This is a genomic window from Streptomyces sp. NPDC060002 (assembly GCF_042737245.1).
In the GTDB taxonomy this organism is placed as follows: Bacteria; Actinomycetota; Actinomycetes; order Streptomycetales; family Streptomycetaceae; genus Streptomyces.
The window spans coordinates 1-26,972 of record NZ_JBHWUW010000015.1 but is presented as its reverse complement, the minus strand read 5'-3'; the positions used below and the strand labels follow the sequence as shown (position 1 = coordinate 26,972).

At 71.6% G+C, this 26,972-nt stretch carries 21 protein-coding genes; 16 read left to right on the top strand and 5 right to left on the bottom strand.

Annotation, left to right across the window (positions count from 1 at the left end):
* Positions 1-64: 64 nt before the first annotated feature.
* Positions 65-484: a DUF6278 family protein gene (locus tag ACFWBD_RS16120; RefSeq protein WP_385667210.1), complete on the top strand. Its 420-nt coding sequence runs from the start codon at positions 65-67 to the stop codon at positions 482-484.
* 116 nt (positions 485-600) lie between these two features.
* A complete protein-coding gene (locus ACFWBD_RS16115; protein WP_385667209.1) occupies positions 601-1,344 on the top strand; it encodes an amino acid ABC transporter ATP-binding protein in 744 nt (247 codons plus the stop codon).
* Positions 1,345-1,392: 48 nt separating this feature from the next.
* Here ACFWBD_RS16115 and ACFWBD_RS16110 read toward each other — a convergent pair whose 3' ends face one another.
* Positions 1,393-2,940 carry a CocE/NonD family hydrolase gene (locus ACFWBD_RS16110; protein WP_385667298.1) on the bottom strand — a complete coding sequence of 516 codons (1,548 nt, stop codon included), beginning with the start codon at positions 2,938-2,940 and terminating at the stop codon, positions 1,393-1,395.
* 98 nt (positions 2,941-3,038) lie between these two features.
* Positions 3,039-3,785 carry a hypothetical protein gene (locus ACFWBD_RS16105; protein WP_385667208.1) on the bottom strand — a complete coding sequence of 249 codons (747 nt, stop codon included), beginning with the start codon at positions 3,783-3,785 and terminating at the stop codon, positions 3,039-3,041.
* A 143-nt stretch (positions 3,786-3,928) separates the two neighbouring features.
* On the opposite strand from ACFWBD_RS16105, the gene ggt reads away from it, so the two are divergent.
* Positions 3,929-5,758 carry a gamma-glutamyltransferase gene (ggt, locus tag ACFWBD_RS16100; RefSeq protein WP_385667207.1) on the top strand — a complete coding sequence of 610 codons (1,830 nt, stop codon included), beginning with the start codon at positions 3,929-3,931 and terminating at the stop codon, positions 5,756-5,758.
* A 200-nt stretch (positions 5,759-5,958) separates the two neighbouring features.
* Here ggt and ACFWBD_RS16095 read toward each other — a convergent pair whose 3' ends face one another.
* Complete coding sequence (locus ACFWBD_RS16095; RefSeq protein WP_385667206.1) at positions 5,959-8,514, bottom strand: ATP-dependent Clp protease ATP-binding subunit; 2,556 nt, start codon at positions 8,512-8,514, stop codon at positions 5,959-5,961.
* 205 nt (positions 8,515-8,719) lie between these two features.
* On the bottom strand, positions 8,720-9,490 hold the full coding sequence (map, locus tag ACFWBD_RS16090) for a type I methionyl aminopeptidase (RefSeq protein ID WP_385667205.1): 771 nt from the start codon (positions 9,488-9,490) through the stop codon (positions 8,720-8,722).
* Between the two features lie 32 nt (positions 9,491-9,522).
* On the opposite strand from map, the gene ACFWBD_RS16085 reads away from it, so the two are divergent.
* From ACFWBD_RS16085 to ACFWBD_RS16045, 9 genes are all read left to right on the top strand, one after another.
* Complete coding sequence (locus ACFWBD_RS16085) at positions 9,523-9,774, top strand: helix-turn-helix domain-containing protein (protein ID WP_385667204.1); 252 nt, start codon at positions 9,523-9,525, stop codon at positions 9,772-9,774.
* Positions 9,775-9,917: 143 nt separating this feature from the next.
* A complete protein-coding gene (locus tag ACFWBD_RS16080; protein WP_385667203.1) occupies positions 9,918-11,420 on the top strand; it encodes a hypothetical protein in 1,503 nt (500 codons plus the stop codon).
* Between the two features lie 178 nt (positions 11,421-11,598).
* On the top strand, positions 11,599-12,441 hold the full coding sequence (locus ACFWBD_RS16075) for a nitrilase-related carbon-nitrogen hydrolase (protein ID WP_385667202.1): 843 nt from the start codon (positions 11,599-11,601) through the stop codon (positions 12,439-12,441).
* A complete protein-coding gene (locus ACFWBD_RS16070) occupies positions 12,438-13,721 on the top strand; it encodes an aspartate aminotransferase family protein (protein ID WP_385667201.1) in 1,284 nt (427 codons plus the stop codon). Before ACFWBD_RS16075 ends, ACFWBD_RS16070 begins: the two co-directional genes overlap by 4 nt.
* 30 nt (positions 13,722-13,751) lie before the next feature.
* Positions 13,752-15,335 carry a PucR family transcriptional regulator gene (locus ACFWBD_RS16065; protein ID WP_385667200.1) on the top strand — a complete coding sequence of 528 codons (1,584 nt, stop codon included), beginning with the start codon at positions 13,752-13,754 and terminating at the stop codon, positions 15,333-15,335.
* A gap of 181 nt (positions 15,336-15,516) precedes the next feature.
* Complete coding sequence (locus ACFWBD_RS16060; protein ID WP_171400333.1) at positions 15,517-16,359, top strand: nitrilase-related carbon-nitrogen hydrolase; 843 nt, start codon at positions 15,517-15,519, stop codon at positions 16,357-16,359.
* A gap of 124 nt (positions 16,360-16,483) precedes the next feature.
* Entirely contained in the window at positions 16,484-17,887 is a 1,404-nt protein-coding gene (gene hydA, locus ACFWBD_RS16055) for a dihydropyrimidinase (protein ID WP_385667199.1), read from the top strand.
* An 11-nt stretch (positions 17,888-17,898) separates the two neighbouring features.
* Positions 17,899-18,918 carry a TIGR03842 family LLM class F420-dependent oxidoreductase gene (locus tag ACFWBD_RS16050; RefSeq protein ID WP_385667198.1) on the top strand — a complete coding sequence of 340 codons (1,020 nt, stop codon included), beginning with the start codon at positions 17,899-17,901 and terminating at the stop codon, positions 18,916-18,918.
* 179 nt (positions 18,919-19,097) lie between these two features.
* Complete coding sequence (locus ACFWBD_RS16045) at positions 19,098-20,636, top strand: NCS1 family nucleobase:cation symporter-1 (protein WP_385667197.1); 1,539 nt, start codon at positions 19,098-19,100, stop codon at positions 20,634-20,636.
* A gap of 253 nt (positions 20,637-20,889) precedes the next feature.
* Here the strand turns inward: ACFWBD_RS16045 and ACFWBD_RS16040 are convergent, their stop codons facing one another.
* Positions 20,890-21,558 carry a hypothetical protein gene (locus ACFWBD_RS16040; protein ID WP_385667196.1) on the bottom strand — a complete coding sequence of 223 codons (669 nt, stop codon included), beginning with the start codon at positions 21,556-21,558 and terminating at the stop codon, positions 20,890-20,892.
* Between the two features lie 242 nt (positions 21,559-21,800).
* Between ACFWBD_RS16040 and ACFWBD_RS16035 the strand changes: the two genes are divergently transcribed.
* The 4 genes from ACFWBD_RS16035 to ACFWBD_RS16020 all read left to right on the top strand — a co-directional run bounded on the left by ACFWBD_RS16035 (position 21,801) and on the right by ACFWBD_RS16020 (position 26,938).
* Positions 21,801-23,627, top strand: coding sequence for a gamma-glutamyltransferase family protein (locus ACFWBD_RS16035; protein ID WP_385667195.1), 1,827 nt, complete (start codon positions 21,801-21,803; stop codon positions 23,625-23,627).
* Positions 23,628-23,842: 215 nt separating this feature from the next.
* Positions 23,843-24,700, top strand: coding sequence for an inositol monophosphatase family protein (locus ACFWBD_RS16030; protein ID WP_385667194.1), 858 nt, complete (start codon positions 23,843-23,845; stop codon positions 24,698-24,700).
* Positions 24,701-24,981: 281 nt separating this feature from the next.
* Positions 24,982-26,394: a phytoene desaturase family protein gene (locus tag ACFWBD_RS16025; protein WP_385667193.1), complete on the top strand. Its 1,413-nt coding sequence runs from the start codon at positions 24,982-24,984 to the stop codon at positions 26,392-26,394.
* A 34-nt stretch (positions 26,395-26,428) separates the two neighbouring features.
* Positions 26,429-26,938 (top strand): O-acetyl-ADP-ribose deacetylase, encoded by a 510-nt coding sequence (locus ACFWBD_RS16020; protein ID WP_385667192.1) that lies wholly within the window; start codon positions 26,429-26,431, stop codon positions 26,936-26,938.
* The last annotated feature ends 34 nt before the right edge of the window (positions 26,939-26,972 follow it).

Genomic DNA, 26,972 nt, shown 5'->3' with positions numbered 1-26,972 from the left:
CGGCCGTCGGCGTATGCCAGCGCGCCTGTGGTGCGCACGCCGGTACGAATGTCACGCTGGGCTTATGAACATCCCTTTCCTGGGCAACAGGAGCAAGAAGTACCGGGCGACGGTGCTGGCCGAGGACCCCGAGGGGATCGCCGAACTCCTCTCCGAATGCGAGCTGTTGCGTTCGCACGCGGCCCGGCAGGGGATCGGACTCGACGACACGGCCGCCTCGTTGGAGGCGCTGGACCAGCTTCCGCCGCGCTGGCGCGAGGACGAGGAGACCCTGCCCTGGTTCGGTCACGACGCCGGGCTCTACCTGGGGACGGTCGTGGTGCGTACGGTGCCCGGCGCCGTCTGGGCGATCTGGCCCGGCGGGGAACCGGTCGTCCGGCTGGCGTCCGGCCGTGAGGTCGACGTGGTCACCGCAGGGCGCGAGTGGGCCGCGACGGGGACCCCCGAACTGTCTCAGCTGTACGCCGAGGTGGCCGAGAACTGAGGCGCGAGCACGTAAATACGGCTAATGACAGAAAAGTGCGTGTCGTGCCTCAACTCCGATCTTGTATGGATAGTTTGCGGCAACCACGACACAGCTGAAAGTGAGTAGGGCTGCGCATGGCCGTCGATCCGTTGATCGAGCTGCGTGACGTCAACAAGTACTTCGGGGAACTGCATGTCCTGCAGGACGTCAGCCTCACCGTCGGCAGGGGGGAGGTGGTCGTGGTGATCGGCCCTTCGGGGTCGGGGAAGTCGACACTGTGCCGCGCGATCAACCGGCTGGAGCCCATCCACTCCGGTTCGATCACACTCGACGGACAGCCGCTGCCCGAGGAGGGCAAGGCGCTGGCGGGACTGCGTTCCGAGGTCGGCATGGTCTTCCAGTCCTTCAACCTGTTCGCCCACAAGACCGTTCTCCAGAACATCTCGCTGGGCCAGGTGAAGGTGCGCGGGCGCAAGAAGGACGAGGCCGACAGGCGCTCCCGTGAACTGCTCGACCGGGTGGGCCTCGCCGACCAGGCCGACAAGTTCCCCGCCCAGCTCTCCGGAGGGCAGCAGCAGCGCGTGGCCATCGCCCGCGCCCTTGCCATGGACCCCAAGGCGCTCCTGTTCGACGAGCCCACCTCCGCCCTCGACCCCGAGATGATCAACGAGGTGCTCGAGGTCATGCAGCAGCTCGCCCAGGAGGGCATGACCATGGTCGTGGTCACCCACGAGATGGGCTTCGCGCGCTCGGCCGCCAACCGTGTGGTCTTCATGGCCGACGGCCGCATCGTCGAGGACCGTACCCCCGAGGAGTTCTTCACCGCCCCGCGCAGCGACCGCGCCAAGGACTTCCTCTCCAAGATCCTCAAGCACTGAGCGACGGCGCCGGCCGCGGGGCCCACCCGCCCCGGCGGCGGCCGGAGATCACCGCTCGCGCAGCGGAACCGACACGTACGACGGGTCGTTCGACGGCGAGGAGAAGGTCAGCCGTGCGCCGGACGGGTTGTGCTCGATGTAGAGCGGGTCGACGGTGTCGACGACCAGCGCGAGCCGGTGCCCCGCCGGGACGTCGTAGGCCGTGGAGAACAGGTCCAGGTCGAGACCGAACGGCTTGCCGGGCGCGTTCCCGTGGAAGGTGTACGGCGCGTTGGCGACCAGCTTGCCGAGGCCGAGCGGCCCCACGTCGTAGAGGTAGGCGACGAGGGTGCCGCTCTCCTTCGTCGGGGTGACGGTGGTGTGCACCTTCGCCGTGCCGCGCACCCGCTGGGCGGTGGCGTACCTCCCGGACTGCCATACGGCGGTCCAGCGGCGGGGGAGCAGGGGGATCGCGGCCACGGGGGGCAGTTTCGCCGCCTGGTCGAGGATGCTGGACAGGAAGACGATGCCGCCGTCGGCGCCCGAGTCCACGTTGGTGTGGATCGTGGTGGAGCCGGCCAGGGCGATCTTCTGCCGGGTCGCGTTCACCGACTTCCAGTCCGGATATCCCTCGTAGCCGCCGGTGGAACGGGACTTGAGCCGGACGGGCTGTTCGCGGTCGATGCCGTTGTCCTCGCCCCTGAGGTAGTGGTCGAACCAGCGCTCGGTGTCGGTCCACACGTCGTTGGGCAGTCCGAACAGACCGGTGAGCTCGGCGGTCGCGTGGTCGCCGGGGCGCAGCTCCAGCCGCTTCGGGCCGGTCAGCTTCTCGTAGAAGGCGGCGGACTGGTTGGGCGGGAAGATCGTGTCGCCCCAGGCGCCGGCGAGCATGATCGCCGCGCCGTTCTTGTTGAGCCGGTCCAGGTAGGTGGCGGGGGAACGTTTCTGCCCCCAGGCGACGATGTCCTTCTCCTTCGACAGGTCGGAGGAGTAGAAGGCCGAGAAGACCTCCTGGGACTCGGCGCTCCGGCGACCGGCGACCGAGCCCACGGTGTCGAGCACGGCGGCGGCCTGGACGTGCTGGGTGCGGCCGGAGTAGATCGAGTCGATCAGGTCGCCCCAGCCGCTGAGCGAGGCGACGGCCTTGACGCGCGGGTCGTGGGCGGCGGCCAGCAGGCTGATCCCGGCGCCGTACGAGACGCCCGCCATGCCGACGTTCTGCGGGTCGCTGGGGGTGTTGGCGAGTGCCCAGTCGACGACCTTGGCGGCGTCGGCGACATCGTGCGGGCCCGCCACGTCGATCTCGCCGCCGGACTGCCAGAAACCGCGCACGTTGTAACTGAGCACGACATACCCGGAGTCGGCGAGTCGCTGTGCCTGGGCCAGGTACTCCACCTGAGGGAAGCCCCAGCTCGTCGGCAGCACGATCAGCGGGTGGCGGCGGGTGCCGTCGGCGGGGGTGACCACGTTGGCCTTGAGGACCGTGCCGCCGTCCCCCGCGATGTCGACGTACCGCACCGCGCCGGTGGCGGCCCGGGCTTCGGGCGTCAGGCCCAGTACCCCGCCGGCGACCAGGGTCGCGGAGACGGCGCCCATGGCGGTCGTACGAAGGGCCATGCGGTGCGGTCGTCCCACGGGTCACTCCTCTTGCCTGCGCCATCGCAAAGTGACCCGACGGTAACCGCTCCGCCCCACCGGAGGTAACCGTCGGTAAGTTACGTGGGGGTAACAATTGTCGTGTCCGGCAGGGGTGCCTGCGCCGCCCGGGTCACGTCCTCGACCAGTTCGACCACATCGGGGCCGTACGCCTGAGAGTTGATGACCTTCAGGAGCAGCACGAAGGATCCGTTCCCGTGTTTACGGGCCAGCCGCTCGTGGTTGCGGACCAGGTAGCGGGTGGCGGCCTGGTTGTTGATCGCGCGCTGGCCGCAGAACAGGAACACCGGCCGCGCCTCGCGCCGCCGGCCGGCGGTGAGCCGGGCCAGCAGGACGTACTCGGTGACGCCCGGTTCCATACGGTGGTGATCGCCGCCTATCTGGAACGCCAGCCTGTCCGGGCCCGGTTCGCGGTCGGTGTTGACGCGCACCCCGGGCAGCATGGCCTGGATGTGGGCCGCCATCCGCCGGTTCGATCCCGGGCCGCCTACGCAGAACTCCGTCCGCTCTCCGAAACCCTGCCGGGCCACGTCCTGGGTGACCACCTCGGCGCCCGCGCCGCAGTCCTTGATGAGCGCGGCGAGTTCCAGGAGCGCGAACACGTCGTGGCGGTGCACCGCGAGGTCGGGGCTGCCCGCGTCGCGGTTGACGACGAGCAGGCACTCCGAGTTCTCGGGCAGCCCGAAGAAGGCCTGCTTGCGCCGGAGTCTGCGCTTCCACAGGTAGGTGCGGGTCAACCAGCCGAGCGCGGCACTGATGCCGGCCGCGACCACGCCCAGGACGATATTGCGCACGTCGTCGTTCATGGGCGCGCATGGTAGCGGGCGGGTGCGGCGGGGGCGTACCCGTGTTCGAGGTGTGGCAGTCGTATGACAGTGCCCGGAAGGAGGCTGTCGGGGCCCGGGGAATGTGGTTACGCTGCGCGGACGTTCCTGGACTGGAGGTACGGATGCGTCGCCCTGTCGCGCGGAAACTGTCGGTCCTGGCGGTCTCGGCCGCCGTGGTCACGGTGGGGGCCGCGGCGCCACCCGCCGCTGAGAGAGCCACTGTTGCGAAGGTCCCGGTCGCCGTCGGCTACGGCGGTGCCGTCGCGAGCGTCGACGCGGACGCCTCCGCGGCCGGCATCGAGGTACTGCGCAAGGGGGGCAACGCCGTCGACGCGGCCGTGGCCACCGCGGCCGCCCTCGGCGTCACCGAGCCCTACTCCTCCGGCATCGGCGGAGGCGGTTACTTCGTCTACTACGACGCCAGGTCCCGTACGGTGCACACCATCGACGGCCGGGAGACCGCCCCGCTGAGCGCGGACTCCGGTCTCTTCCTGGAGAACGGCAAGCCGCTCGCCTTCGCCGACGCCGTCAGCAGCGGTCTGGGCGTCGGCACGCCCGGGACTCCCGCCACCTGGGCGACCGCGCTGAAGGAGTGGGGCAGCGAGAAGCTCGGCACGGTCCTGAAGCCCGCCCAGCGCATCGCCCGGGACGGCTTCACCGTCGACGACACCTTCCGCACCCAGACCGCCGCCAACGAGACCCGCTTCCGCTACTTCCCCGACACGGCGAAGCTGTTCCTGCCCGGTGGCCGACTCCCCGTCGTGGGCTCGACGTTCAAGAACCCAGACCTCGCCCGCACCTACGAGGAGCTGGCCCGCAAGGGCGTCGGCGCGATCTACCGCGGCGACCTCGGCAAGGACATCGTCTCCACGGTGAACAAACCGCCCGTGGACCCGGGTTCGGGGTGGAACGCCCGGCCGGGCGAGCTGTCCGCCAAGGACCTCGCGGCCTACCGCGCCAAGCTCCAGGCGCCCACGAAGACCTCGTACCGCGGCCTGGGCGTCTACTCCATCGCACCCTCCTCCTCGGGCGGCACGACGGTCGGCGAGGCCCTCAACATCCTGGAGAGGACGGACCTCTCGAAGGCGAGCGAGGTCCAGTACCTGCACCGCTACCTCGAAGCCAGCCGGATCGCCTTCGCCGACCGCGGGCGCTGGGTCGGCGACCCCGCCTTCGAGGACGTCCCCACCAAGCAGCTGCTGTCGCAGAAGTACGCCGACTCACGCGCCTGCCTCATCAAGGACGACGCGGTCCTCACCAGCCCGGTGGCGCCCGGCGACCCGCGCGACCCGGCCGCCTGCGAAGCGGGCGGCACGGCGGCGCCCACCACGTACGAGGGTGAGAACACCACGCACCTCACCGTCGCCGACAGGTGGGGCAACGTGGTCTCCTACACGCTCACCATCGAGCAGACCGGCGGCAGCGGCATCACCGTGCCCGGCCGTGGCTTCCTGCTCAACAACGAGCTGACGGACTTCTCCTTCGCCCCCGCCAGTCCGGCCGTCCACGACCCGAACCTGCCCGGCCCGGGCAAGCGGCCGCGCTCGTCGATCTCGCCGACGATCGTGCTCGACCGGAACGACAGGCCGGTGGTGGCGCTGGGTTCGCCCGGCGGCGCGACCATCATCACCACCGTGCTCCAGACCCTGACCGGCTTCCTCGACCGCGGACTGCCGCTCGTCGACGCGATCGCCGCCCCGCGCGCCAGCCAACGCAACGCCGCACAGACGGAGTTGGAGCCCGCGCTCTACAACGACACCAGCCCCGGCGGGCTGCGGGCCCGCCTGGAGGCCATCGGGCACTCCTTCAAGCTCAACCCCGAGATCGGCGCCGCGACGGCCGTGCAGCGGCTGCCGAACGGCAAGTGGCTGGCCGCCGCCGAAACCGTGCGACGCGGCGGCGGTTCGGCACAGGTGGTGCGTCCGGCGCCCCAGGTCGTGTCCGCGAAGTAGCGCCGTCTGCCCGGGGCAGGGCTCGTGGCGTCCGGTGCGTGCGATCGCAAGGCGGCGGGTCGCCCTCGTACCGGGTGCACGTGGGCGATCCCGGCAACGCGGCTGGGGGCGCTCCCTCCGGGGGAGTGCGTGCCGGGCGGCGCGTGCCGGGCGGGACTTCGCGGACCCGGCCTGGAGCTCGGCCGGTCGCCTCGGGGCGCTCAGAGTTCGGGGGCGGGCGGTTCGCCGGTGTTCGTACGGAACACGAGCCGCCCGTCCTCCACCTCCACCGTCACCCGGTCGCCCTCCTCGACCCGCCCGTCGAGCAGCAGCCGGGAGAGCTGGTTGTCGACCTCGCGCTGGATCGTGCGGCGCAGCGGGCGGGCGCCGTACTCGGGCTGGTAGCCGCGTTCGGCGAGCCAGTCGACGGCCGCGTCGGTGAACTCGGCCGTGACGCCCCGCGCCTGCACCAGCCGCCGCGTCCGCTCCAGCAACAGATCGGTGATCCGCCGCAGTTGCTCGCCCGTGAGCTGCCGGAACACGACGATCTCGTCGATCCGGTTGAGGAACTCCGGCCGGAAGTGCTCGCGCAGCGGACGCAGGATCTGCTCGCGCCGCGCCTCCTCGTCGGCGTCCGCGCCACCCGCGCCGAAGCCGATGCCGGCGCCGCGCCGGGTGATCGCCTCCGAACCCAGGTTGCTGGTCATCACGATGACCGTGTTGGTGAAGTCGACCGTACGGCCCTGGGAGTCGGTGAGCCGGCCGTCGTCGAGGACCTGGAGCAGGATGTTGAAGACATCCGGGTGCGCCTTCTCCACCTCGTCGAGCAGGAGCAGCGAGTACGGGTGCCGGCGGACGACCTCCGTGAGCTGGCCGGCCTCCTCGTGGCCGACGTAGCCGGGCGGGGCGCCGACCAGACGGCTCACCGTGTGCCGCTCCTGGTACTCGCTCATGTCGAGCCGGACCATGCGCTCCTCGCTGCCGAACAGCGACTCGGCGAGCGCGCGGGCCAGTTCGGTCTTGCCGACACCGGTCGGGCCGAGGAACAGGAAGCTGCCGATCGGCCGGTCCGGGCTGGCGAGCCCGGCGCGCGAGCGCAGCACCGCGTCCGCGACGACCCGTACGGCCTCCCCCTGGCCGACGACCCGCTCGTGCAGGTGCTCCTCCAGGGCGAGCAGGCGGTCCTTCTCCTCCTGGGTGAGGCTGGCGACCGGGATACCGGTCTGCCGGGACACCACCTCGGCGATCGCCTCCGCGGTGACCTCCAGATGCCGGCCCTCGTCGGAGGTGACCTCGCCGCTCGCGTCCGCGATGCGCTGCTTCAACTCGACGATGCGGTCCCGCAGCCGGGTGGCCTGCTCGTACTGTTCGTCCGCGACCGCCTGGTCCTTGTCGCGGGCCAGTTCCTCGGCCTCGCGCTCCATGGCCCGTACGTCCGTGCCCTTGGTGCGGGCACCGAGCCGCACCCGGGCGCCTGCCTGGTCGATCAGGTCGATCGCCTTGTCGGGCAGGCGGCGGTCGGTGAGGTAGCGGTCGGACAGCTCGACGGCCGCGACGAGCGCCTCGTCGGTGTAACGGACCTGGTGGTGGGCCTCGTAGCGGTCGCGCAGCCCGCGCAGGATCTCCAGCGCGTCCGCGACGGACGGCTCCGGGACGAGGATCGGCTGGAAGCGGCGGGCGAGCGCCGCGTCCTTCTCGATCCGCCGGTACTCCTCCAGCGTCGTCGCGCCCACGATGTGCAGCTCGCCGCGGGCCAGGGCCGGCTTGAGGATGTTGCCGGCGTCCATCGACCCCCCGCCCTCGCCGCCGCCACCCGCGCCGACGACGGTGTGCAGCTCGTCGATGAAGACGATCAGCTCGTCGGAGTGGGCGCGGATCTCGTCGACGATGTTGGTCAGCCGCTCCTCGAAGTCGCCGCGGTAGCGGGTGCCCGCGACCACGCCCGTCAGGTCCAGGGCGACCACGCGCCGCGCGACGAGGACGTCCGGCACGTCTCCGTCCGTGATCCGCTGGGCCAGTCCCTCCACGATGGCGGTCTTGCCGACGCCCGCGTCACCGATCAGCACCGGGTTGTTCTTGCCGCGCCGGGAGAGCACCTCGATGGTCTGCTCGATCTCGTCGTCCCGGCCGATCACCGGGTCGATCCGGCCCTGGCGGGCCAGCTCCGTGAGATCCGTGCCGTACTTGTCCAGGGTGGGCGTGCCGGTGGGCCGCTGCCGGTCGCCGGGGCGGGGCGCCTGCGCGGTGTCCGGGGGGTCGCTCGGCAGGCCCGTGGCGGCGAAGCGGGCCGCGTTGAGGATGTGCCCGGCCGCGGAGTCCGGGTTCGAGGCGAGGGCGCTGAGCACGTGCTCCGGGCCGATGTAGCCGGTGCCGCGCGAGCGGGCCAGGTCGTGCGCGTCCAGCAGGGCGCGTTTGGCGGCCGGGGTCAGCGACAGCGACGTGGGCGGCGGCACCTCGCCCGGCGGGTACTGGACCGGGCCCGAGCGCTCGTCGATCTCCGACGCGAGGGACTCGGGGTCGGCGCCGGCCCGGCTGAGCAGCGTGCGGGTCGGCTCCGCGCCGAGGGCCGCGCGCAGGAGGTGCTCGGTGTCCAGGTCGCGGCTGCCGTGCTCGGCCGCGTACTGGGCCGCGCCGCGCACGAGCTCCCTCGCGGGCCGGCTGAGGAGCTGGCCGATGTTGATCTGCCGGGGGCCGGGGCGGGGTCCGCCGAAGAAGCGGGCCAGGAATTCGCCGAAGGGGTCGCCGTACCCCTCCGGGCTGGAGAAGCCGCTGGTCATGGCGTTCCGTTCGATCGACTTGCGCTGCCGGTGCGGACGGCTGCCCTTGTCCGTGCCGGGCTACACCACGATGGCACGATCCGCAGGGTGCGGCATGTCCTGGGGACTGCCGCCGTACGGCGTCGGCGGATCGTGCGTGGCCGGTCCCGCCTACGCGGCGGAGCCGCGGATCGACAGGGCCCCGCGCCCCCTCGGCAAAACGGTCCTACCGGCGCTCGGTGAGGATCCTCGGTCCGCTTTCCGTGATCGCCACCGTGTGTTCCGCGTGGGCCGCCCGCGAACCGTCGTTCGTCCGCAGGGTCCAGCCGTCCTGGGCCTCGTGGTAGCCGTCCTTGCCGCTCGCGATCAGCATCGGTTCGATCGCGATGGCCATGCCGTGGCGCAGGGGGTAGCCGCGGCCAGGGCGGCCCTCGTTGGGGACCGAGGGGTCCTCGTGCATGTGGCGGCCGATTCCGTGGCCCCCGAAGCCGTCCGGGATGCCGTAGCCGGCCGCCCGGCACACCGTGCCGATCGCGTGCGCGATGTCGCCGATGCGGTTGCCGACGACCGCCGCCTCGATGCCGGCCGCGAGGGCGCGCTCGGCGGTCTCGATCAGCCGGACGTCCGCCGGGCGCGGCGTGCCCACGGTGAAGCTGATCGCGGAGTCGCCGGCCCAGCCGTCGAGCGTGGCGCCGAAGTCGGCCGAGAGGAGGTCGCCGTCGCGCAGCCGGTAGCCGGTGGGGATCCCGTGCACGATCGCGTCGTTCACGGACGCGCAGAGCACCGCCGGGAAGGGCGTCATGGCGAAGGACGGGCGGTAGCCGAGGAAGGGGGACGTCGCCCCCGCCTCCCGCAGCACGTCGTGTGCCACTTCGTCCAGCTCCAGCAGGGATACGCCCACGTCGGCGGCGTCCCGCACGGCTGTCAGCGCCCGGGCGACGACCTGTCCCGCCGCGTACATTGCCTCGATCGATGTGTCTGTCTTGAGCTCCACCATGCCAATTACTATACCGGTATTAGAATGGGGTCATGGTGCGTACCCCCCTCACTCCGGAAGAGCGCGAACGCGGCGAACGGCTCGGGCTGCTGCTGCGCGAGGCCCGCGGCGGCCGGAGCATGGCCGACATCGCGTCGAGCGCCGGCCTCTCCGCCGAGACCCTCCGCAAGATCGAGACCGGCCGCGCCCCCACCCCGGCGTTCTTCACCGTCGCCGCGCTCGCCCGTGTGCTCGGCCTGTCGATGGACGAGCTGGCGGGGCTGTGCGTGCCCGCTCCCGCGTGACACCCTGGGGTCGCTGTCCGCGCCCGGCAGGGATCGCACGCACACGTCATCGCGTCGGATTCGAAAACTGGCCGTAGCCGCGCTGTAACACGGTTGGTGTTTTCTACGAACCGGAGTGTTCCGGTCGGGGCGGGAGTCGAGCGATGGCTGTGGATCAACTCCCGGGCCGGGTGCGGGAGTTCGCGAGCTACCTGAACGGACTGCTGTCGCGCCTCGATCAGGGCGCCGGCTGGTGCGCGGTGTTCTGGCAACGCGATCCCGACGGCATGCAGGCCTGCCTCGACGGGCGTGAGGTGCCGCCCTGGGACGTGGTGGAGGCGGTGCTCCAGGACCTCGCCGCCGAGTACGGGACCGAGGTCGCCACGCAGCAGGCGGAACGGGTCCGGCCCCTGCACACCGCCGCCCTCGCCGCCCACGACGCCCGGCCCGGTGGCCGCGACGCCCTCGGGGACCGGCTCGACGTGATGCTCCGCGAACAGCGCTACGCCACCGAACGGCTGGCCGAACTGGGGCGCAGGCTCCCGTCCGCGGCCACCCGGGAGCAGGCCGACGCCATCCGTCTCGACCTCGCCTGGGCCCAAGACGACCATGAACGGGCCACCGCGCGGTGCGCCGAACTCCGCTACCGGATAGCGGAGTCGGACCGGCTCCCGGCCACCGGCGCGAACCCCGGGCCCGCCCCGCGCCCCGCCGCCCACCCCGCCTACGAGGCTCCTGCCGCCCATGGGGCTCCCACCGGGTACGACGCCCCCGCCGGGTACGACACCTCTGCCGGTCATGGCGCGGCCGAGCACCTGGCCGGACCGCCGGTCGACGCGTACGAGGCCGAGGCGCCGGCGGCCGACGTCCCCGCCCCCCGGCCCGCTCCCGTCGAGGACACCCCCGCCCCCGCCGCGGCCCCCGTCCCCAAACAGCGCAAGCGCCGCCGCGGCAGCGCGCGGTTCGCCGGTATGGCCGAGGAGGAGGAAGCCACCTCCGCCGACGTACCGCCCGGCACCGAACCGATGACGCCCGCACCCGCCCCGACCGGGCGCCGCACCCCGCGCGGCGCCCGCTTCGCCGGGGCAGCCGAGAACGCCGAACAGCCGTCCGAGCCGCGGCGCGAGCCGCTTGACACGGCGGCCCGGCGGGAGACCGTCGAGACGGTCGAGCGGCTGGTGCGCCTGCGCGGGGAAGGCCGCAGCGGCGAGGCGCACGCCCTGCTCGTCGAGCTCGCCTACTGGCCGGCCGCCCGCATCCCGCTGCTCGCGGCCGAACTCCAGCGCGCCGGGCTCACCGCCGACTGGACCACCCTGCTCTGGGAGGCCGCCTCCCTCCCCGCCGACCGGCTGGTCGCCGCGGCCGACGCGCTGGTCGCGGTGGGGCGCACGGACGACGGCGAGCAGATCCTGCGCCAGGGCGTCGCCCGGCCGGCCACCGAGATCGGGCAGGCCGTCCTCGGTCTGGTCGAGGAGGGCCGGCGACGCGAGGTCCGCGCGCTGCTGGATGCCTACGTCCGGGTCCGCACCCCCGAGGAGGCCGCCCGCAGCGTCGCCCCGGCCCCGCAGACCCTCGTCCCCCTCGTGCTGGAGGCCGCCCGGTCCGTCTCGGAGGAACGCCACTGGGACCTGGTGCACGCCCTCCGGGTCGCCGGCTTCACCGCCTGACCCGGTCACCCCTTACGCCGTCCGCCCCGCGACTCACCCACCGGAGTGTGAAACGCGATCGACTCGGCGGGTTAACGACGATGGTCTTGGCAAGCCCGTCCCGGAGGCTTACGTTCGTCCCTCTACGACCTTCGTCTACGGGCGTAGAGGCTCTGACGTCCCGTCGAAGGAGCAGCTCATGGCCAACGTCGTACGTGCCGCACTCGTCCAGGCCACCTGGACCGGCGACACCGAGTCCATGGTGGCGAAACACGAGGAGCACGCCCGCGAGGCGGCCCGCCGGGGCGCGAAGATCATCGGGTTCCAGGAGGTCTTCAACGCCCCCTACTTCTGTCAGGTCCAGGAGCCGGAGCACTACCGCTGGGCCGAGCCGGTCCCCGACGGGCCGACCGTGCGTCGTATGCAGGAGCTCGCGCGCGAGACGGGCATGGTCGTCGTGGTGCCGGTCTTCGAGGTCGAGCAGTCCGGTTTCTACTACAACACCGCCGCCGTGATCGACGCCGACGGGTCGTACCTCGGCAAGTACCGGAAACACCACATCCCGCAGGTAAAGGGTTTCTGGGAGAAGTACTACTTCAAGCCCGGCAACGTGGGCTGGCCCGTCTTCGACACGGCCGTCGGCAAGGTGGGCGTGTACATCTGTTACGACCGGCACTTCCCGGAGGGCTGGCGGCAACTCGGGCTCAACGGCGCCCAGCTGGTCTACAACCCGTCCGCCACCCACCGCGGCCTCTCCGCCCACCTCTGGCAGCTGGAGCAGCCCGCGGCCGCGGTCGCCAACGAGTACTTCGTCGCCGCGATCAACCGGGTCGGCGTCGAGGAGTACGGGGACAACGACTTCTACGGGACGTCGTACTTCGTCGACCCGCGCGGCAAGTTCGTCGGCGAGGTCGCGAGCGACAAGGACGAGGAACTCGTGGTCCGCGACCTCGACTTCGACCTGGTCGAGGAGGTCCGCCAGCAGTGGGCCTTCTACCGCGACCGCCGGCCCGACGCCTACGACGGGCTGGTGCGGCCGTGAGCGACCTCCACGCCCGCCACCGGAAGGTCCTGCCGGACTGGCTCGCCCTCTACTACGAGGACCCGCTGGAGATCACCCACGGCGAGGGCCGGCACGTCTGGGACGCCGAGGGCAACAAGTACCTCGACTTCTTCGGCGGCATCCTCACCACCATGACCGCGCACGCGCTGCCCGAGGTCACCAAGGCGGTGAGCGAGCAGGCCGGGCGGATCATCCACTCCTCGACGCTCTATCTCAACCGGCCCATGGTCGACCTCGCCGAGCGCATCGCCCACCTCAGCGGCATCCCCGACGCCCGCGTCTTCTTCACCACCTCGGGCACCGAGGCCAACGACACGGCGCTCCTGCTCGCCACCACGCACCGGCGCAGCAACACCGTCCTCGCGATGCGCAACAGTTACCACGGCCGTTCCTTCAGCGCGGTCGGCATCACCGGCAACCGCGGCTGGTCGCCGACCTCGCTGTCCCCGCTCCAGACCCTCTACGTGCACGGCGGGGTACGCGGACGCGGTCCGTTCGCCGCTCTCTCCGACGCCGAGTTCATCGAGGCCTGCGTCGCGGACCTGAAGGATCTGCTCGGTCACACCCGCCCGCCGGCGGCCCTGATCGCCGAGCCCATCCAGGGGGTCGGCGGGTTCACCTCACCGCCCGACGGACTGTATGCGGCATTCCGTGACGTGCTGAACGACCACGGGATCCTGTGGATCGCCGACGAGGTGCAGACCGGCTGGGGCCGCACCGGCGAGCACTTCTGGGGCTGGCAGGCGCACGGTCGCAGCGGACCGCCGGACATCGTCACCTTCGCCAAGGGCATCGGCAACGGCATGTCCGTCGGCGGTGTCATCGCCCGCTCCGAGATCATGAACTGCCTGGACGCCAACAGCATCTCCACGTTCGGCGGCACCCAGGTCACCATGGCGGCCGGCCTCGCCAACCTCTCCTACCTGCTGGAACACGACCTCCAGGGCAACGCCCGGCGGGTCGGCGGCCTGCTCATCGAGCGGCTGCGGGCCGTCGCCGCCCAGGATCCGGGGGTAAGGGAGGTGCGCGGGCGCGGGCTGATGATCGGCGTCGAACTCACGAAACCCGGCACCGACCAGGCGGACCCGGACCGCGCGGCCGCCGTGCTGGAGGCGGCCCGCTCCGACGGGCTGCTGATCGGCAAGGGCGGCGGCCACGACACCAGCGCCCTGCGCGTCGCCCCGCCGCTGTCCCTGACGGTGGCGGAGGCCGAGGAGGGCGCCGCGATCCTCGAAGGCGCGCTGAGGAGCACGCAGTAGCGCAGGCCTGAGCCAAGGGAACACAACGCCATGACCATCACCCTGGAACCCTGGGGGCCCGTAGAGCCCCTGGAACCCGCCCTGTCGGTCCGTCAGGTCCTGGCCCTGGAAAGGGTGCTGGCCGGGGAGCCCGAGGTGGTGGCCGGCGCGGGCCAGCTCGACCGGCCGGTGCGCTGGGTGCACGTCGCCGAGGCCGCGGACGTCGGCGTGATGCTCAGCGGCGGCGAGATGGTCCTCACCACCGGTGTGCTGCTCGCCGGTGACGAGAACGCGCAGACCGAGTACATCCAGTCCCTGCACCGCGCGGAGGCCGCGGCCGTGGTGCTGGGGCTGGGACGGGCGTTCCCCGCCCCGCCGGCCGTGATGCGGCGCGCCGCCGAGCGGTGCGGACTGCCGATGGTCGTCCTTCACCGCCCCTTCCCCTTCGCCGAGTTGACGGAGGAGGTCCAGTCCCGGCTGGTCCGCCGGAAGTTCGCCGCCGTCAGCCTGTCGGAGGCCGTACGGACCACCCTCACCGGACTGATCACCGCGGGCGCCCCGCTCCAGCCGCTGCTCGACGTGATCGCCCAGCACGCCGCCTGTCCCGTCGTCGTCACCAACCTCGCCCACCGGGTGCTGGCGACGGCGGGGGAGCGGTCGGCGGTCGACGACGTGCTGCGGGACTGGGAGCGCATCGCCCGCCAGGCCGGCGGCAGCGAGGGCGACGGCTGGATCCGCGCCGAGCTGGGCGGACGCGGCGAGCGGTGGGGGCAGATCATGCTCTGCGGCCACCGCGGCGACACCGCCGGCGGACGGCTCCTCGCCGACCGGGCCGCCGAGGCCCTCGTCCTGCACCGCATGCTCGGCGGCGCCTCCGCCCACACCTGGGAGGAGCAGTCCGCGCAGAGCCTGCTCACCGACCTGATCTCCGGGGTCGTGCCGGCCCGGCAACTGCTGCCCCGGGCCCGGGCGGCCGGACTCCCCGTCAACCGGCGGACCTTCGTCCCGCTGGTCGTCCGTGACGGTGATTCCGCCCAACTCGAGCGCATGCTCCGGCTGTTGGGGATGCCCGGGCTGGTCGCCGAACTCGCCGACGGGGCCACCGCCGTGCTGCTCAGCCTCGCCCGCGACCAGGACGCCGAAGCACTCGCCGCACACTTCGCCGCCCGGCTGCGGACCGAGTCCGGGGAGAGCCGTACGGTCGTCGCGGCGGCCGACCCGCGCACCGTCTGGGAGGACGTGCCCGCCGGGCTGCGCGAGGCCCGGCATGTCGCGGACGCCGTGGCCGACTCCTCGGCCGCCCTCGACCTCCCGGCCGTCGTCCGCCTCAAGGACGTCCATCTGCGCGGTCTGGTCCGGCTGCTGCGGGACGACCCGCATGTGCAGTCCTTCGCCGAGCGGGAGCTGGACGGCCTGCTGTGCGCGGCCGGGGACGACCTGCTCGCCGTGCTGCGGACCTATCTGGCCACCGGCCGCAACAAGTCCCGCACCGCCCAGCTCCACCATGTCTCCCGGCCCGCGCTGTACCGCCGGCTGGAGGCGATAGAGGGGCGGCTGGGCGTGGACCTGGACGACTTCGAACAGGCCGCCTCGGTGCACATCGCGCTTCTCGCGCACGACGCGCAACAGGGCTGACCGCGCACCGCGGGCAACAGCTCAGAAACATGGAACGACCAGGGAAAACGGTGGTGAAACATGGGTCCGGCAAGACGTGACACGGTGGCACGCCGGACGCCCGTAGGCGTGACACCGTGCAACTCAAAGCGGGCTCGTCGGCTTCCTAGGCTCCTCGTACACCGAGCGACCGGAGGTCCCGATGAGCAGAGTGATCCGTGCCGCCGTCTTCCAGACGGCCTGGACCGGCGACAAGGAATCGATGATCCAGGTACACGAGCAGGCGGTCCGCGACGCGGCCGCGCAGGGTGCTCAGGTCCTGTGCTTCCAGGAGCTGTTCTACGGACCGTACTTCTGCCAGGTCCAGGACCCGCAGTTCTACGAGTACGCCGAGCAGATCCCGGACGGCCCGATCGTCAAGCGTTTCCAGGCGCTCGCCAAGGAGCACGGCATCGTCCTGGTGCTGCCGATGTACGAGGAGGAGCAGCCGGGCGTCCTCTACAACACCGCCGCCGTGATCGACGCCGACGGCTCGTACCTCGGCAAGTACCGCAAGCACCACATCCCGCAGGTAAAGGGTTTCTGGGAGAAGTTCTACTTCCGGCCCGGGAACGTGGGCTGGCCCGTCTTCGAGACGGCCGTCGGCAAGGTGGGCGTCTACATCTGCTACGACCGCCACTTCCCCGAGGGCTGGCGCGCGCTGGGGCTGGAGGGCGCCGAGATCGTCTTCAACCCGTCGGCGACCTCGCGTGGTCTGTCCGCGTACCTGTGGCAGCTGGAGCAGCCTGCGGCGGCCGTCGCCAACGAGTACTTCGTCGGCGCGATCAACCGGGTCGGGGTCGAGGAACTCGGCGACAACGACTTCTACGGGACCTCGTACTTCGTGGACCCGGAGGCCCAGTTCGTCGGCGAGGTGGCGAGCGACAAGGAGACCGAACTCGTCGTCCGCGACCTCGACATGGCCAAACTGCGCGAGGTCCGCGACCGCTGGCAGTTCTACCGGGACCGCCGGCCGGAGGCCTACGGCCCGCTGACCGCACCGTAAGACCCGAGGCCCCCGCGTCCCTGTCAGGGGCGCGGGGCAGCGTCCGTGGGCGGCTCCGCCACGGGGCGCGACCGGCCTCGAACGACCCGCACATCACGACCTCAACCCAGCGGAGCGTCCACGCATGAGCACCCGTACCGTCATCCGCGGCGGCCTCGTCGTCACCGCGTCCGACGAGATCCACGCCGACGTCCTGATCGAGGACGGCCGCATCGCCGCCCTCGCCGCCTCCGGTACCGCGGCCGCCGCGGCCTGGACCGCCGAGAGGGTCATCGACGCCACCGGGAAGTACGTGATCCCGGGCGGGGTCGACGCCCACACCCACATGGAGCTGCCCTTCGGCGGCACCTTCGCCTCCGACACCTTCGAAACCGGCACCCGGGCGGCCGCCTGGGGCGGAACGACGACGATCGTCGACTTCGCCGTACAGAGCGTCGGACACAGCCTGCGCGACGGGCTGGACGCCTGGCACGCGAAGGCCGAGGGCAACTGCGCGATCGACTACGGCTTCCACATGATCGTCTCCGACGTGAACCAGGACACGCTGAAGGAGATGGACCTGCTGGTGGAGGAGGGCGTCACCTCCTTCAAGCAGTTCATGGCCTATCCCGGCGTCTTCTACAGCGACGACGGCCAGATCCTGCGCGCCATGCAGCGCTCCGCCGAGAACGGCGGACTGATCATGATGCACGCGGAAAACGGTATCGCCATCGACGTCCTGGTCGAGCAGGCGCTGGCGCGCGGCGAGAGGGATCCGCGATATCACGGCGAGGTCCGCAAGGCGCTCCTCGAGGCCGAGGCCACCCACCGCGCCATCAAGCTCGCACAGGTCGCGGGTGCTCCGCTGTACGTGGTGCACGTATCGGCGATGGAAGCGGTTGCGGAACTGGCCCGGGCGCGCGACGAGGGGCTCAACGTCTTCGGCGAGACCTGTCCGCAGTACCTGTTCCTGTCGACGGACAACCTCGCGGAGCCCGACTTCGAGGGCTCGAAGTACGTGTGCTCGACGCCGCTGCGGCCCAAGGAACACCAGGCCAAGCTGTGGCAGGGCCTGCGGACCAACGATCTCCAGGTCGTCTCCACCGACCACTGCCCCTTCTGCTTCGTGGGCCAGAAGGAGCTCGGCCGGGGCGACTTCTCGAAGATCCCCAACGGTCTGCCGGGGGTCGAGAACCGGATGGACCTGCTGCACCAGGCCGTCGTCGACGGGCACATCAGCCGCCGCCGCTGGATCGAGATCGCCTGCGCCGCCCCGGCCCGCATGTTCGGCATGTACCCGAAGAAGGGCACCATCGCCCCGGGCGCCGACGCCGACGTCGTGATCTACGACCCGCACGCCGAGCAGATCATCTCCGCGGACACGCACCACATGAACGTCGACTACTCGGCGTACGAGGGCAAGCGGCTCACCGGCCGCGTCGAGACGGTCCTGTCGCGGGGCGAACTCGTCATCACCGAGCGGGAGTACACCGGACACGCCGGTCACGGCGCCTACACCCCGCGCTCCACCTGTCAGTACCTCAACTAGGAGCAGCGCACATGGACTTCGGACTCGTCCTGCAGACCGACCCGCCGGCCTCGAAGGTCGTCGAGCTGATGAAGCGCGCCGAGGGCAACGGCTTCACGTACGGCTGGACCTTCGACTCCGCCGTGCTCTGGCAGGAACCGTTTGTGATCTACAGCCAGATCCTGGCGAACACCAGCAGGCTGACGGTGGGGCCGATGGTGACCAACCCGGGCACCCGTACCTGGGAGGTCACCGCCTCCACCTTCGCCACCCTCAACGACATGTTCGGCAACCGCACGGTGTGCGGCATCGGCCGTGGCGACTCCGCGATGCGCGTCGCGGGCCGTGCCCCGAACACGCTCGCCCGGATCAGCGAGGCCATGAAGGTCATCAGGGCGCTCGGCTCGGGCCAGGAGGCGGACCTCGGCGGCACGGTCGTCAAGTTCCCGTGGATCAAGGAGGACGCGCAACTCCCCGTCTGGATGGCCGCGTACGGCCCCAAGGCGCTGAAGATGACCGGCGAGGAGGCCGACGGCTTCATCCTCCAGCTCGCCGACCTCTACCTCACCGAGTACATGGTGAAGGCCGTCAAGGACGCCGCCGTCGCCGCCGGCCGTGACCCCGCCGAGGTGAAGATCTGTGTCGCCGCCCCGGCGTACGTCACCGAGGACGACTCGCCCGAGGCGCTCGCCCACGCGCGTGAGCAGTGCCGCTGGTTCGGCGGGATGGTCGGCAACCATGTCGCCGACCTCGTGTCCAAGTACGGCGAGCACTCCGCCGCCGTACCGGACGAACTCACCGACTACATCAAGTCCCGCGAGGGGTACGACTACTCGCACCACGGCCGGGCCGACAATCCCGACACCGCGTTCGTGCCCGACGAGATCGTCGACCGGTTCTGCGTCATCGGTCCGGTCGAGAAGCACATCGAGAAGCTCGAGGCGCTGCGTGCCCTGGGCGTGGACCAGTTCGCCGTCTACGACATGCACGACGCCCAGGAGGCCACCATCGACGCCTACGGGGCGCGGGTGATCCCGGCCGTCAACGGCTGACCCGCACGCACGACCGCCGTACGGCGCCACGGACCGCCGTACGGCGTGAGAAAACGTAGAAACCGCTCAGCTCCCCATCCCCCCACTCCAGTTCTCCCCTCCACCCGACATTCCCGGGGGGAGGGGGCCGGAGCCCGCACGGCCTTTCCGGATCCGCCCCTCGTTTGATTGGCCTGCCCATGACCGACACCGCTCCCACGGCCATACCGCCGACTCCTCAAGTCACCCTCGCCGACGGCCGGGTGGAGATCGCCCCTGGTTCGCCGCAGCCCAGCGGCCCCTACGCCAACGAGGACCTGCTTCCGGTCCCCGTGGAGAAGCGCACCTGGACCACGTACAACTTCTCCGCGCTGTGGGTCGGCATGGCCCACAACACGGCGTCGTGGACGCTGGCCTCCGGTCTGATAGCCGTCGGCATGGACTGGAAGCAGGCGGTGCTCACCATCGCCCTGGCCAACGTCATCGTGCTGGTCCCGATGCTGCTCACCGGGCACGCGGGCCCGAAGTACGGGATCCCCTTCCCGGTCTTCGCCCGCGCCTCCTTCGGTGTCCGCGGCGCCAACCTGCCGGCCGTCGTGCGGGCGTTGGTGGCGTGCGGCTGGTTCGGCATCCAGACCTGGATCGGCGGCGAGGCGATCTACTTCCTCGCCGGGAAACTGATCGGAAACGGCTGGAGCGACGCCGGTGAGATCGGCGGCTACGCCTGGACGATGTGGCTGTCGTTCGCGATCTTCTGGGCGATCCAGGTCGCGATCATCTACCGGGGCATGGAGACGATCCGGCGCTTCGAGAACTGGGCGGCGCCCTTCGTCCTCGTCGGCGCGCTGGTGATGCTGATCTGGATGAGCAACAAGGCAGGCGGTTTCGGCCCGTTGCTCGACCAGCCGTCCAAGCTCGGCTGGGGCGGCGACTTCTGGAAGCTGTTCTGGCCGTCGCTGATGGGCATGATCGGTTTCTGGTCGACGCTGTCCCTGAACATCCCGGACTTCACGCGGTACGGAAAGTCGCAGAAAGCGCAGACCTGGGGACAGGCGCTCGGTCTGCCGACCACCATGACGCTGTTCGCGCTGCTGTCGGTGATGGTCACCTCAGGTTCGCAGGCCGTGTACGGCGAGACGATCTGGGATCCGGTACAGCTCGCCGCCAAGACGGACAACGTCTTCGGGCTGCTGTTCGCGCTGGTGACCGTGCTGGTGGCGACCCTGTCCGTGAACGTCGCGGCCAACCTGGTCTCGCCGGCCTTCGACTTCTCCAACATCGCGCCCCGGAAGATCAGTTTCCGTACCGGCGCCCTCGCCACCTGTGTCCTCGGCGTGCTGATCTTCCCGTGGAAGCTGTACTCCGACCCGCAGGGCTACATCTTCACCTGGCTCGGTCTGGTCGGCGGTCTGCTGGGCACGGTCGCCGGCATCCTCATCGCCGACTACTGGATCCTGCGCCGCGGCAAGCTCGACCTGACCGATCTGTACCGCACGGGCGGCCGTTACTGGTACGACGGCGGCTGGAACTGGCGGGCCGTGGTGGCCTTCGTGACCGGCGGAGTGCTCGCCGTCGGCGGCGCCAGCTTCAAGCCGCTGGTCGACGGACGGCCGGTCCCGGCGCTGGAATCCCTCGCCGACTACGGCTGGGCGGTCGGGCTCGGCACCTCGATGGTGCTGTACCTGGCCCTGATGCTGCTGCTGCCCCCACGGCAGGAACAGGAACAGGACGCCGTCTGACGGCAGGAACAGGAACAGGACGCCGTCTGACGGCAGGAACAGGAACAGGACGCCGTCTGACGTGTGGTGCGCGAACGGCCGGAGGAGCGACTGGGCTCTTCCGGCCGTTCGCGTGCCTCGGTCTGTGCGCGCTGGTCCGTGCGTCGTGCTTGGTGCGGCTCGGTCCGTGCGTCCTGCTCCGCGCGGCTCGGTCCGTGCGTCTCGGTCCGTGCGGGTGCGGGTGCGGCGGGTCGTGCGGGTGCGGCGGGAGCGCTCAGCTCTTCTTGCCGTTCAACAGGGCCGCCACCACTTCCTTCGCGGCCTTGATCGCGCCCTTGTTGATCTCGTCGGTGCTGGGCGCCTTCTTCGTCTCGAAGTCGCTGCCGTTGTAGTTGACGACCACCAGCGCGTTGGACACCCGGGCGAAGACGACGCCCTCACGGGTCTGCTGCTTGTCCTCGGTCGTGAGGTTCACCACCGAGTAGGCCTCGTCACCGAGCCCCGGGACCGCCCCGCCGCCGCTCTTCTCGCCGGTCCGCTCCTTGTACGAACTCTGGGCCGCGTCGTCCGACTCCGTGATCTCGAAGGAGATGTCGAGCCACCGGTAGTCGTATCCCTTGAGCGCGTTCCAGGAGCAGGTGCGGCGCAGACCGGTGTCCGTGGACGGGATCTCCTTGCCCGCCGTCTTGGCGCCCGGCACGAGTGCGGTGACCGTCTTCGCGGCGACGCTGGTGCACGGGGCGGGCGCGGCGGCGTACGTCTTGGACACGGCCGTGGAGGAGGGGCCCGACGTCTTCTCGGACTGGGTCTTCTGCGTGTCCTTGGCCGCCGTGTCCTGCTCTTCGGTGAAAGGGGCGGACGACATCGCCCAGCCCGCGCAGGCGAGCACGACCACGGGGGTCAGGCGCGCGGTGAGGGCGAGCGGCAGTGGGAGTGAGCGCACGGCGCACTTTCGTGGGGGACGGTGCGGACGGGGTCCGCAGTGCGGACAGGGGACGCCAGTGTCACACGACTCCCTGTGGGGCGGAAGCGTGAACTCGCTCCGTGGCTGCGCGGTGACGAAGGGGCCCGGCCCAACCGGGACATCACGGTTCTTCATGGGGCACGGGCCATGGAACGCCGCGGGTGCGCGGCGGGTGGTGCGTACGATCCCGGGAGCGGTCGCAGCGCAGTGAGGAGCCCCCCGTGTTCACCACCCGCCCCACCCTCCAGGGAACGTTCGGCATGGTGTCCTCCACCCACTGGCTGGCCTCGCAGTCGGCGATGGCCGTCCTGGAGAGCGGCGGCAACGCCTACGACGCGGCCGTGGCCGGCGCCTTCGTGCTGCACGTCGTCGAACCGCATCTCAACGGCCCCGCGGGCGAGGTGCCCATCCTGCTCGCCCCGGCCGGCGGCGAGGTGCGCGTGCTGTGCGGGCAGGGAGTGGCGCCGGCGGGCGCGACGGTCGCCCACTACCGGGCACTCGGCCTGGACCTCGTCCCCGGCACCGGACCGCTGGCCGCGGCCGTGCCCGGCGCGTTCGACGCCTGGATGCTCCTTCTGCGCGACCACGGCACCAAGTCCCTCGACGACGTACTGAAGTACGCCATCGGGTACGCCGAACACGGGCACGCGCCCGTGGAGAACGTCGGCGCGACCGTCGAGACCGTACGGGAGCTGTTCGAGACGGAGTGGACCTCGTCGGCGGAGGTGTACCTGCCGGACGGGACGCCGCCGCGTCCCGGCGCGCTGCTGCGCAACCCCGCCCTCGCCGCCACCTGGAGGCGACTGCTCGCCGACACCGCCGGGGCGGGCGACCGGGAGGCGCGGATCGAGGCCGCGCGAGCGGTGTGGCGGACCGGGTTCGTCGCCGAGGCCCTCGTCCGTCAGGCCGCGCGGCCCACCCTGGACACCAGCGGGGCGCGGCACACCGGCACGCTCACGGCCGCCGATCTCGCGGCCTGGTCCGCGTCCTACGAGGCGCCGGCGACGTACGACTGGAACGGCTGGACGGTGTGCAAGGCCGGCCCCTGGAGCCAGGGCCCGGCCCTTCTCCAGCAGCTCGCCCTGCTCCCGCCCGAGCTGCCCGCGTACGGCTCCGCCGACTACGTCCATCTCCTGATCGAGGGCTGCAAGCTCGCCATGGCCGACCGCGAGGCCTGGTACGGCGACGCGGCCGGGGTCCCGCTGGGCGAGTTGCTCGCGGCCGGCTACAACGCGGACCGGCGCCGGCTGATCGGCGACAAGGCGTCGTACGAGCTGCGGCCCGGCAGCCCCGGCGGGCGTACCCCGCGGCTGAGCACGCACGCGTACCTGGTCACCACCGACGATCCCGCGTTCAGCCCCCCGGGCGCCGGCGAGCCGACGGTCGCCAGGAGCACCACGTCCCCCGGGCCGGGCGAACCGGAGGTCGGTGCGCAGGGGGCCACCCGGGGGGACACCTGCCACCTCGACGTCGTCGACCGCTGGGGCAACATGGTCGCCGCCACGCCCAGCGGCGGCTGGCTGCAGTCCAACCCGGTCGTGCCCGAGCTGGGCTTCCCGCTCGGCACCCGGCTCCAGATGACCTGGCTGGAGCAGGGCCTGCCGAACTCGCTGACGCCCGGCCGCCGCCCCCGCACCACCCTCACCCCCTCGATCGCGCTGCGCGACGGGGTGCCGGTGCTGGCGTTCGGCACCCCCGGCGGCGACCAGCAGGACCAGTGGCAGCTGCACTTCCTGCTGGCCGTCGCGCTCCGCGGGCGGGTGCGCGGCGGTCTCGACCTCCAGGGCGCGATCGACGCCCCGAACTGGCACAACGACGCCTTCCCCGGTTCCTTCCATCCGCGCGGCATGCGGCCGGGCAGCGTCACCGTGGAGTCCCGGATGCCGGCCGGGGTGGTGGAGGAGCTGCGGCGACGCGGCCATGACGTGACCCTCGGCGACCCGTGGTCCGAGGGCCGGCTGTGCGCGGTGGCGCGTGATCCGGAGACCGGGATCCTGCTCGCGGCCGCGAACCCGCGCGGGATGCAGGGATACGCGGTGGGTCGCTGACTCCGATGCGGCACGGGTCGCCGGCGGGCTCGCGGGGCGGATTGCCGGACGCGCGCGTGCGGGGCGGGTTGCCGACTCGGGTGCGCGGAGGGCGGCTGACGCGCGCGTGCGGAGCGCGGGTGAGCGGAGGGACACGTTCCTGTTCTTCATCCCGATTCCACCCGGGATGCACCGGGCGGGTGGGGATTGTCAGTGGGGCGTGCTCTCATGGAGGCATGATCGTAGACACGGAAACCATCGACGAGTTTCTCGCCCGCCACTCGGCCGACGTGGAGGAGGCGGTCCGCACCGCCGCCGCGGCCGAGATCCTGCCCCGCTTCCGGCAGCTCGCCGCGCACGAGGTCGACCAGAAGAGCGGACCCCACGACCTGGTGACGGACGCCGACCGCAATGCCGAGCTGTACCTCACACGGGCCCTGGGCGCTCTCCTGCCCGGCTCCGTCGTCGTCGGCGAGGAGGCCGTGCACGCCGACCCGGCCACGTACGAGGCGATACAGGGCGACGCGCCGGTCTGGATCGTCGACCCCGTCGACGGGACACGGCAGTTCGTGCACGGCGACGACGGCTTCTGCACCCTGGTCGCGCTCGTCCGGCACGGCGTCCTGCTCGCCTCCTGGACCTACGCTCCCGCGCGCGACCAGCTGGCCACGGCCGTCCGCGGCGGCGGCGCCTTCCTGGACGGCGAGCGACTGTTCGCCGGTCCGCCCGAGCCGGGCCGCGACCTGAAGGTGGCCACCTCCCACCCCGACTACACGACCGACGAGCAGAAGCGTGCCCTGCTGGGTGTGTGGACGGACGGCGTCGCGCCGCGCGCGTGCGGATCGGCCGGGCTCGAGTATCTCGCCATAGCCCGGGGCGAGTTGGACGCCACGGCGTTCTCCTGGGAGGCGGCCTGGGACCACGCGGCCGGCCTCCTGCTGGTCGAGGAGGCGGGCGGCGCCCATCTCACCCTCGACGGAGGGCCGTTCCGCGTCACGGGCGGCAACTCCCTGCCGTTCACGGCGGCCCGGGACGCGGCGACGGCCCGACGCGTGGCGGGACTGCTGTCGGGCGTCGGGTCGGACCCGAGGTGAGGCGGGCCGGGAGGATTCCGGCGCCGGGAACGCGACGGGCCTGAAGCCGCTCCGGCCGGGCGCGAGCGAGACCCTGCCGCGTCGGGAGACCCTGGTCCGCGTCCGGCACCTGCACGGAGAAGCCTCCGGCGGACGCCCTCCCGGGACAGTTCGATCGTGGCATTCGGGGACGCTTCGAGGGCCCCGTGCCGCAGGTGTTGTCGTACCCCCGGCATATCCTGCTTGTGGGGGCCACCGGTCTACGGAGGTCACCGGCTGACGAAGGGGTCGAAGTGCCGTCGATGCTCGATGCGGTCGTGGTGGGAGCGGGGCCCAACGGGCTGACCGCGGCGGTGGAGCTGGCCAGGCGTGGCTTCTCCGTGGCGATCTTCGAGGCGCGGGACACCGTGGGCGGGGGAGCACGCACCGAGGAACTCACGCTGCCGGGCTTCCACCACGACCCGTGCTCCGCCGCGCACCCCCTCGGCATCAACTCACCCGCGTTCCGCGCGCTGCCCCTGGAGCGCTACGGCCTGGAGTGGCTGCACGCCGAGCTCCCCATGGCCCACCCCTTCCCCGACGGCAGCGCCGCAGTGCTGTCGAGGTCGGTCGCCGAGACGGCCGCCTCCTTCGGGCCGCGTGACGCGGGCACGTACCGTCGGCTGGTCGAGCCCTTCCTGCCCAAGTGGGACACCCTCGCCCGCGACTTCATGTCACTGCCGCTCACCGCGCTCCCACGCGACCCGGTCACCCTGGCCCGTTTCGGCCTCGTCGGCCTGCCCCCGTCCAGCTGGCTCACCCGCCGCTTCCGCGACGAACGGGCCAGGACCCTCTTCGCCGGACTCGTCGGGCATGTCATGGCCCCGCTGAGCGGCTTCGCCACCGGCGCCATCGGCCTGGTCTTCGCCCTCGCCGCGCACGCCCGCGGCTGGCCGGTGGCCCGCGGCGGCTCCCAGTCCATCTCGGACGCCCTCGCCGCCTACCTCAAGGACCTCGGCGGCAGCATCCACACCGACTACGAGGTCAAGCGCCTCGACGACCTGCCCCCGGCCCGCGCCTACATCTTCGACACCTCGCCCACCGCGCTCGGCCGCATCGCCGGCTTCGGCAACTACTACGAGGGATACCGGTACGGCCCAGGCGTCTTCAAGATCGACTACGCGCTCGACGGTCCGGTCCCGTGGACCGCGAAGGAGGCCCGCGCCGCCGGCACCGTACAGATCGGCGCGGACAGCGCGGAGATCGGCGCCGCCCTCAGAGCGGTCTCCCGGGAGGGCCGGGCGCCCGACCGGCCCTTCATGATCACGGTGCAGCCCGGCGTCGTCGACCCCGGCCGCGCCCCGGCCGGCCGGCACGTCTTCTGGGCGTACGGCCATGTGCCCAGCGGCTGGACAGGAGATCTCACCGACGCCATGGAACGCCAACTGGAGCGCTTCGCACCGGGGTTCCGCGACCGGGTCCTCGCCCGTGCCACCGCGGGCCCCGCCGAACTCGCCGCCCGGAACGCCAACTACGTGGGCGGGGACATCGCCTCCGGGGCGGTCTCCGGGCTCCAGATCCTGCTGCGTCCCAAGCTGACGCCGTTCCCGTACGCCACTCCGCACCCGGCCGTCTTCATCTGCTCCTCGGCCACCCCGCCCGGACCCGGCGTGCACGGGATGTCGGGTCACAACGCGGCGAAGGCCGTATGGCGCAGGCTGCGGCAACAAAGGTGAGCGACGGCCGGTTCCCGTTGGTATACACACCGGCATGACCACGATCACCATCGTCCAGGGCGACATCACCCGGCAGTCCGTGGACGCCATCGTCAACGCGGCCAACTCCTCGCTGCTCGGCGGCGGTGGCGTCGACGGCGCCATCCACCGCCGGGGCGGCCCGGCGATCCTCGCCGACTGCCGTCGGCTGCGCGCCTCCCACTACGGCAAGGGCCTGGCCACCGGCCGGGCGGTCGCCACGACCGCGGGGGAACTGGACGCGCGCTGGGTGATCCACACCGTGGGCCCCGTGTACCAGGCCTCCGGCAGCGACCCCTCCCTGCTTGCCTCCTGTTACCGCGCATCGCTGGAGGTCGCGGACGAGCTGGGTGCGCGTACCGTCGCGTTCCCGGCCGTCTCCACCGGGGTGTACGGCTGGCCGATGGCGGATGCCGCCCGTATCGCGGTCGAGGCGGTGCGCGCGGCGCGGACGGCGGTCGAGGAGGTGCGGTTCGTGCTCTTCGACGACAAGGCGTACCAGGTGTTCGCCGAGCTCATCCACTGACCGGACCGCGAGGGCGACGACCGGCGACCGGCAC

Coding starts and splice junctions, on each gene's coding strand:
- ACFWBD_RS16030 (WP_385667194.1), top strand. CDS start 23,843: ATGATCGTAGACACGGAAACCATCGACGAGTTTCTCGCCCGCCACTCG.
- ACFWBD_RS16050 (WP_385667198.1), top strand. CDS start 17,899: ATGGACTTCGGACTCGTCCTGCAGACCGACCCGCCGGCCTCGAAGGTC.
- ACFWBD_RS16020 (WP_385667192.1), top strand. CDS start 26,429: ATGACCACGATCACCATCGTCCAGGGCGACATCACCCGGCAGTCCGTG.
- ACFWBD_RS16075 (WP_385667202.1), top strand. CDS start 11,599: ATGGCCAACGTCGTACGTGCCGCACTCGTCCAGGCCACCTGGACCGGC.
- ACFWBD_RS16025 (WP_385667193.1), top strand. CDS start 24,982: ATGCTCGATGCGGTCGTGGTGGGAGCGGGGCCCAACGGGCTGACCGCG.
- map (WP_385667205.1), bottom strand. CDS start 9,490: ATGGTGGAGCTCAAGACAGACACATCGATCGAGGCAATGTACGCGGCG.
- ACFWBD_RS16060 (WP_171400333.1), top strand. CDS start 15,517: ATGAGCAGAGTGATCCGTGCCGCCGTCTTCCAGACGGCCTGGACCGGC.
- hydA (WP_385667199.1), top strand. CDS start 16,484: ATGAGCACCCGTACCGTCATCCGCGGCGGCCTCGTCGTCACCGCGTCC.
- ACFWBD_RS16105 (WP_385667208.1), bottom strand. CDS start 3,785: ATGAACGACGACGTGCGCAATATCGTCCTGGGCGTGGTCGCGGCCGGC.
- ACFWBD_RS16110 (WP_385667298.1), bottom strand. CDS start 2,940: ATGGCCCTTCGTACGACCGCCATGGGCGCCGTCTCCGCGACCCTGGTC.
- ACFWBD_RS16095 (WP_385667206.1), bottom strand. CDS start 8,514: ATGACCAGCGGCTTCTCCAGCCCGGAGGGGTACGGCGACCCCTTCGGC.
- ACFWBD_RS16080 (WP_385667203.1), top strand. CDS start 9,918: ATGGCTGTGGATCAACTCCCGGGCCGGGTGCGGGAGTTCGCGAGCTAC.
- ACFWBD_RS16065 (WP_385667200.1), top strand. CDS start 13,752: ATGACCATCACCCTGGAACCCTGGGGGCCCGTAGAGCCCCTGGAACCC.
- ACFWBD_RS16085 (WP_385667204.1), top strand. CDS start 9,523: ATGGTGCGTACCCCCCTCACTCCGGAAGAGCGCGAACGCGGCGAACGG.
- ACFWBD_RS16120 (WP_385667210.1), top strand. CDS start 65: ATGAACATCCCTTTCCTGGGCAACAGGAGCAAGAAGTACCGGGCGACG.
- ggt (WP_385667207.1), top strand. CDS start 3,929: ATGCGTCGCCCTGTCGCGCGGAAACTGTCGGTCCTGGCGGTCTCGGCC.
- ACFWBD_RS16115 (WP_385667209.1), top strand. CDS start 601: ATGGCCGTCGATCCGTTGATCGAGCTGCGTGACGTCAACAAGTACTTC.
- ACFWBD_RS16045 (WP_385667197.1), top strand. CDS start 19,098: ATGACCGACACCGCTCCCACGGCCATACCGCCGACTCCTCAAGTCACC.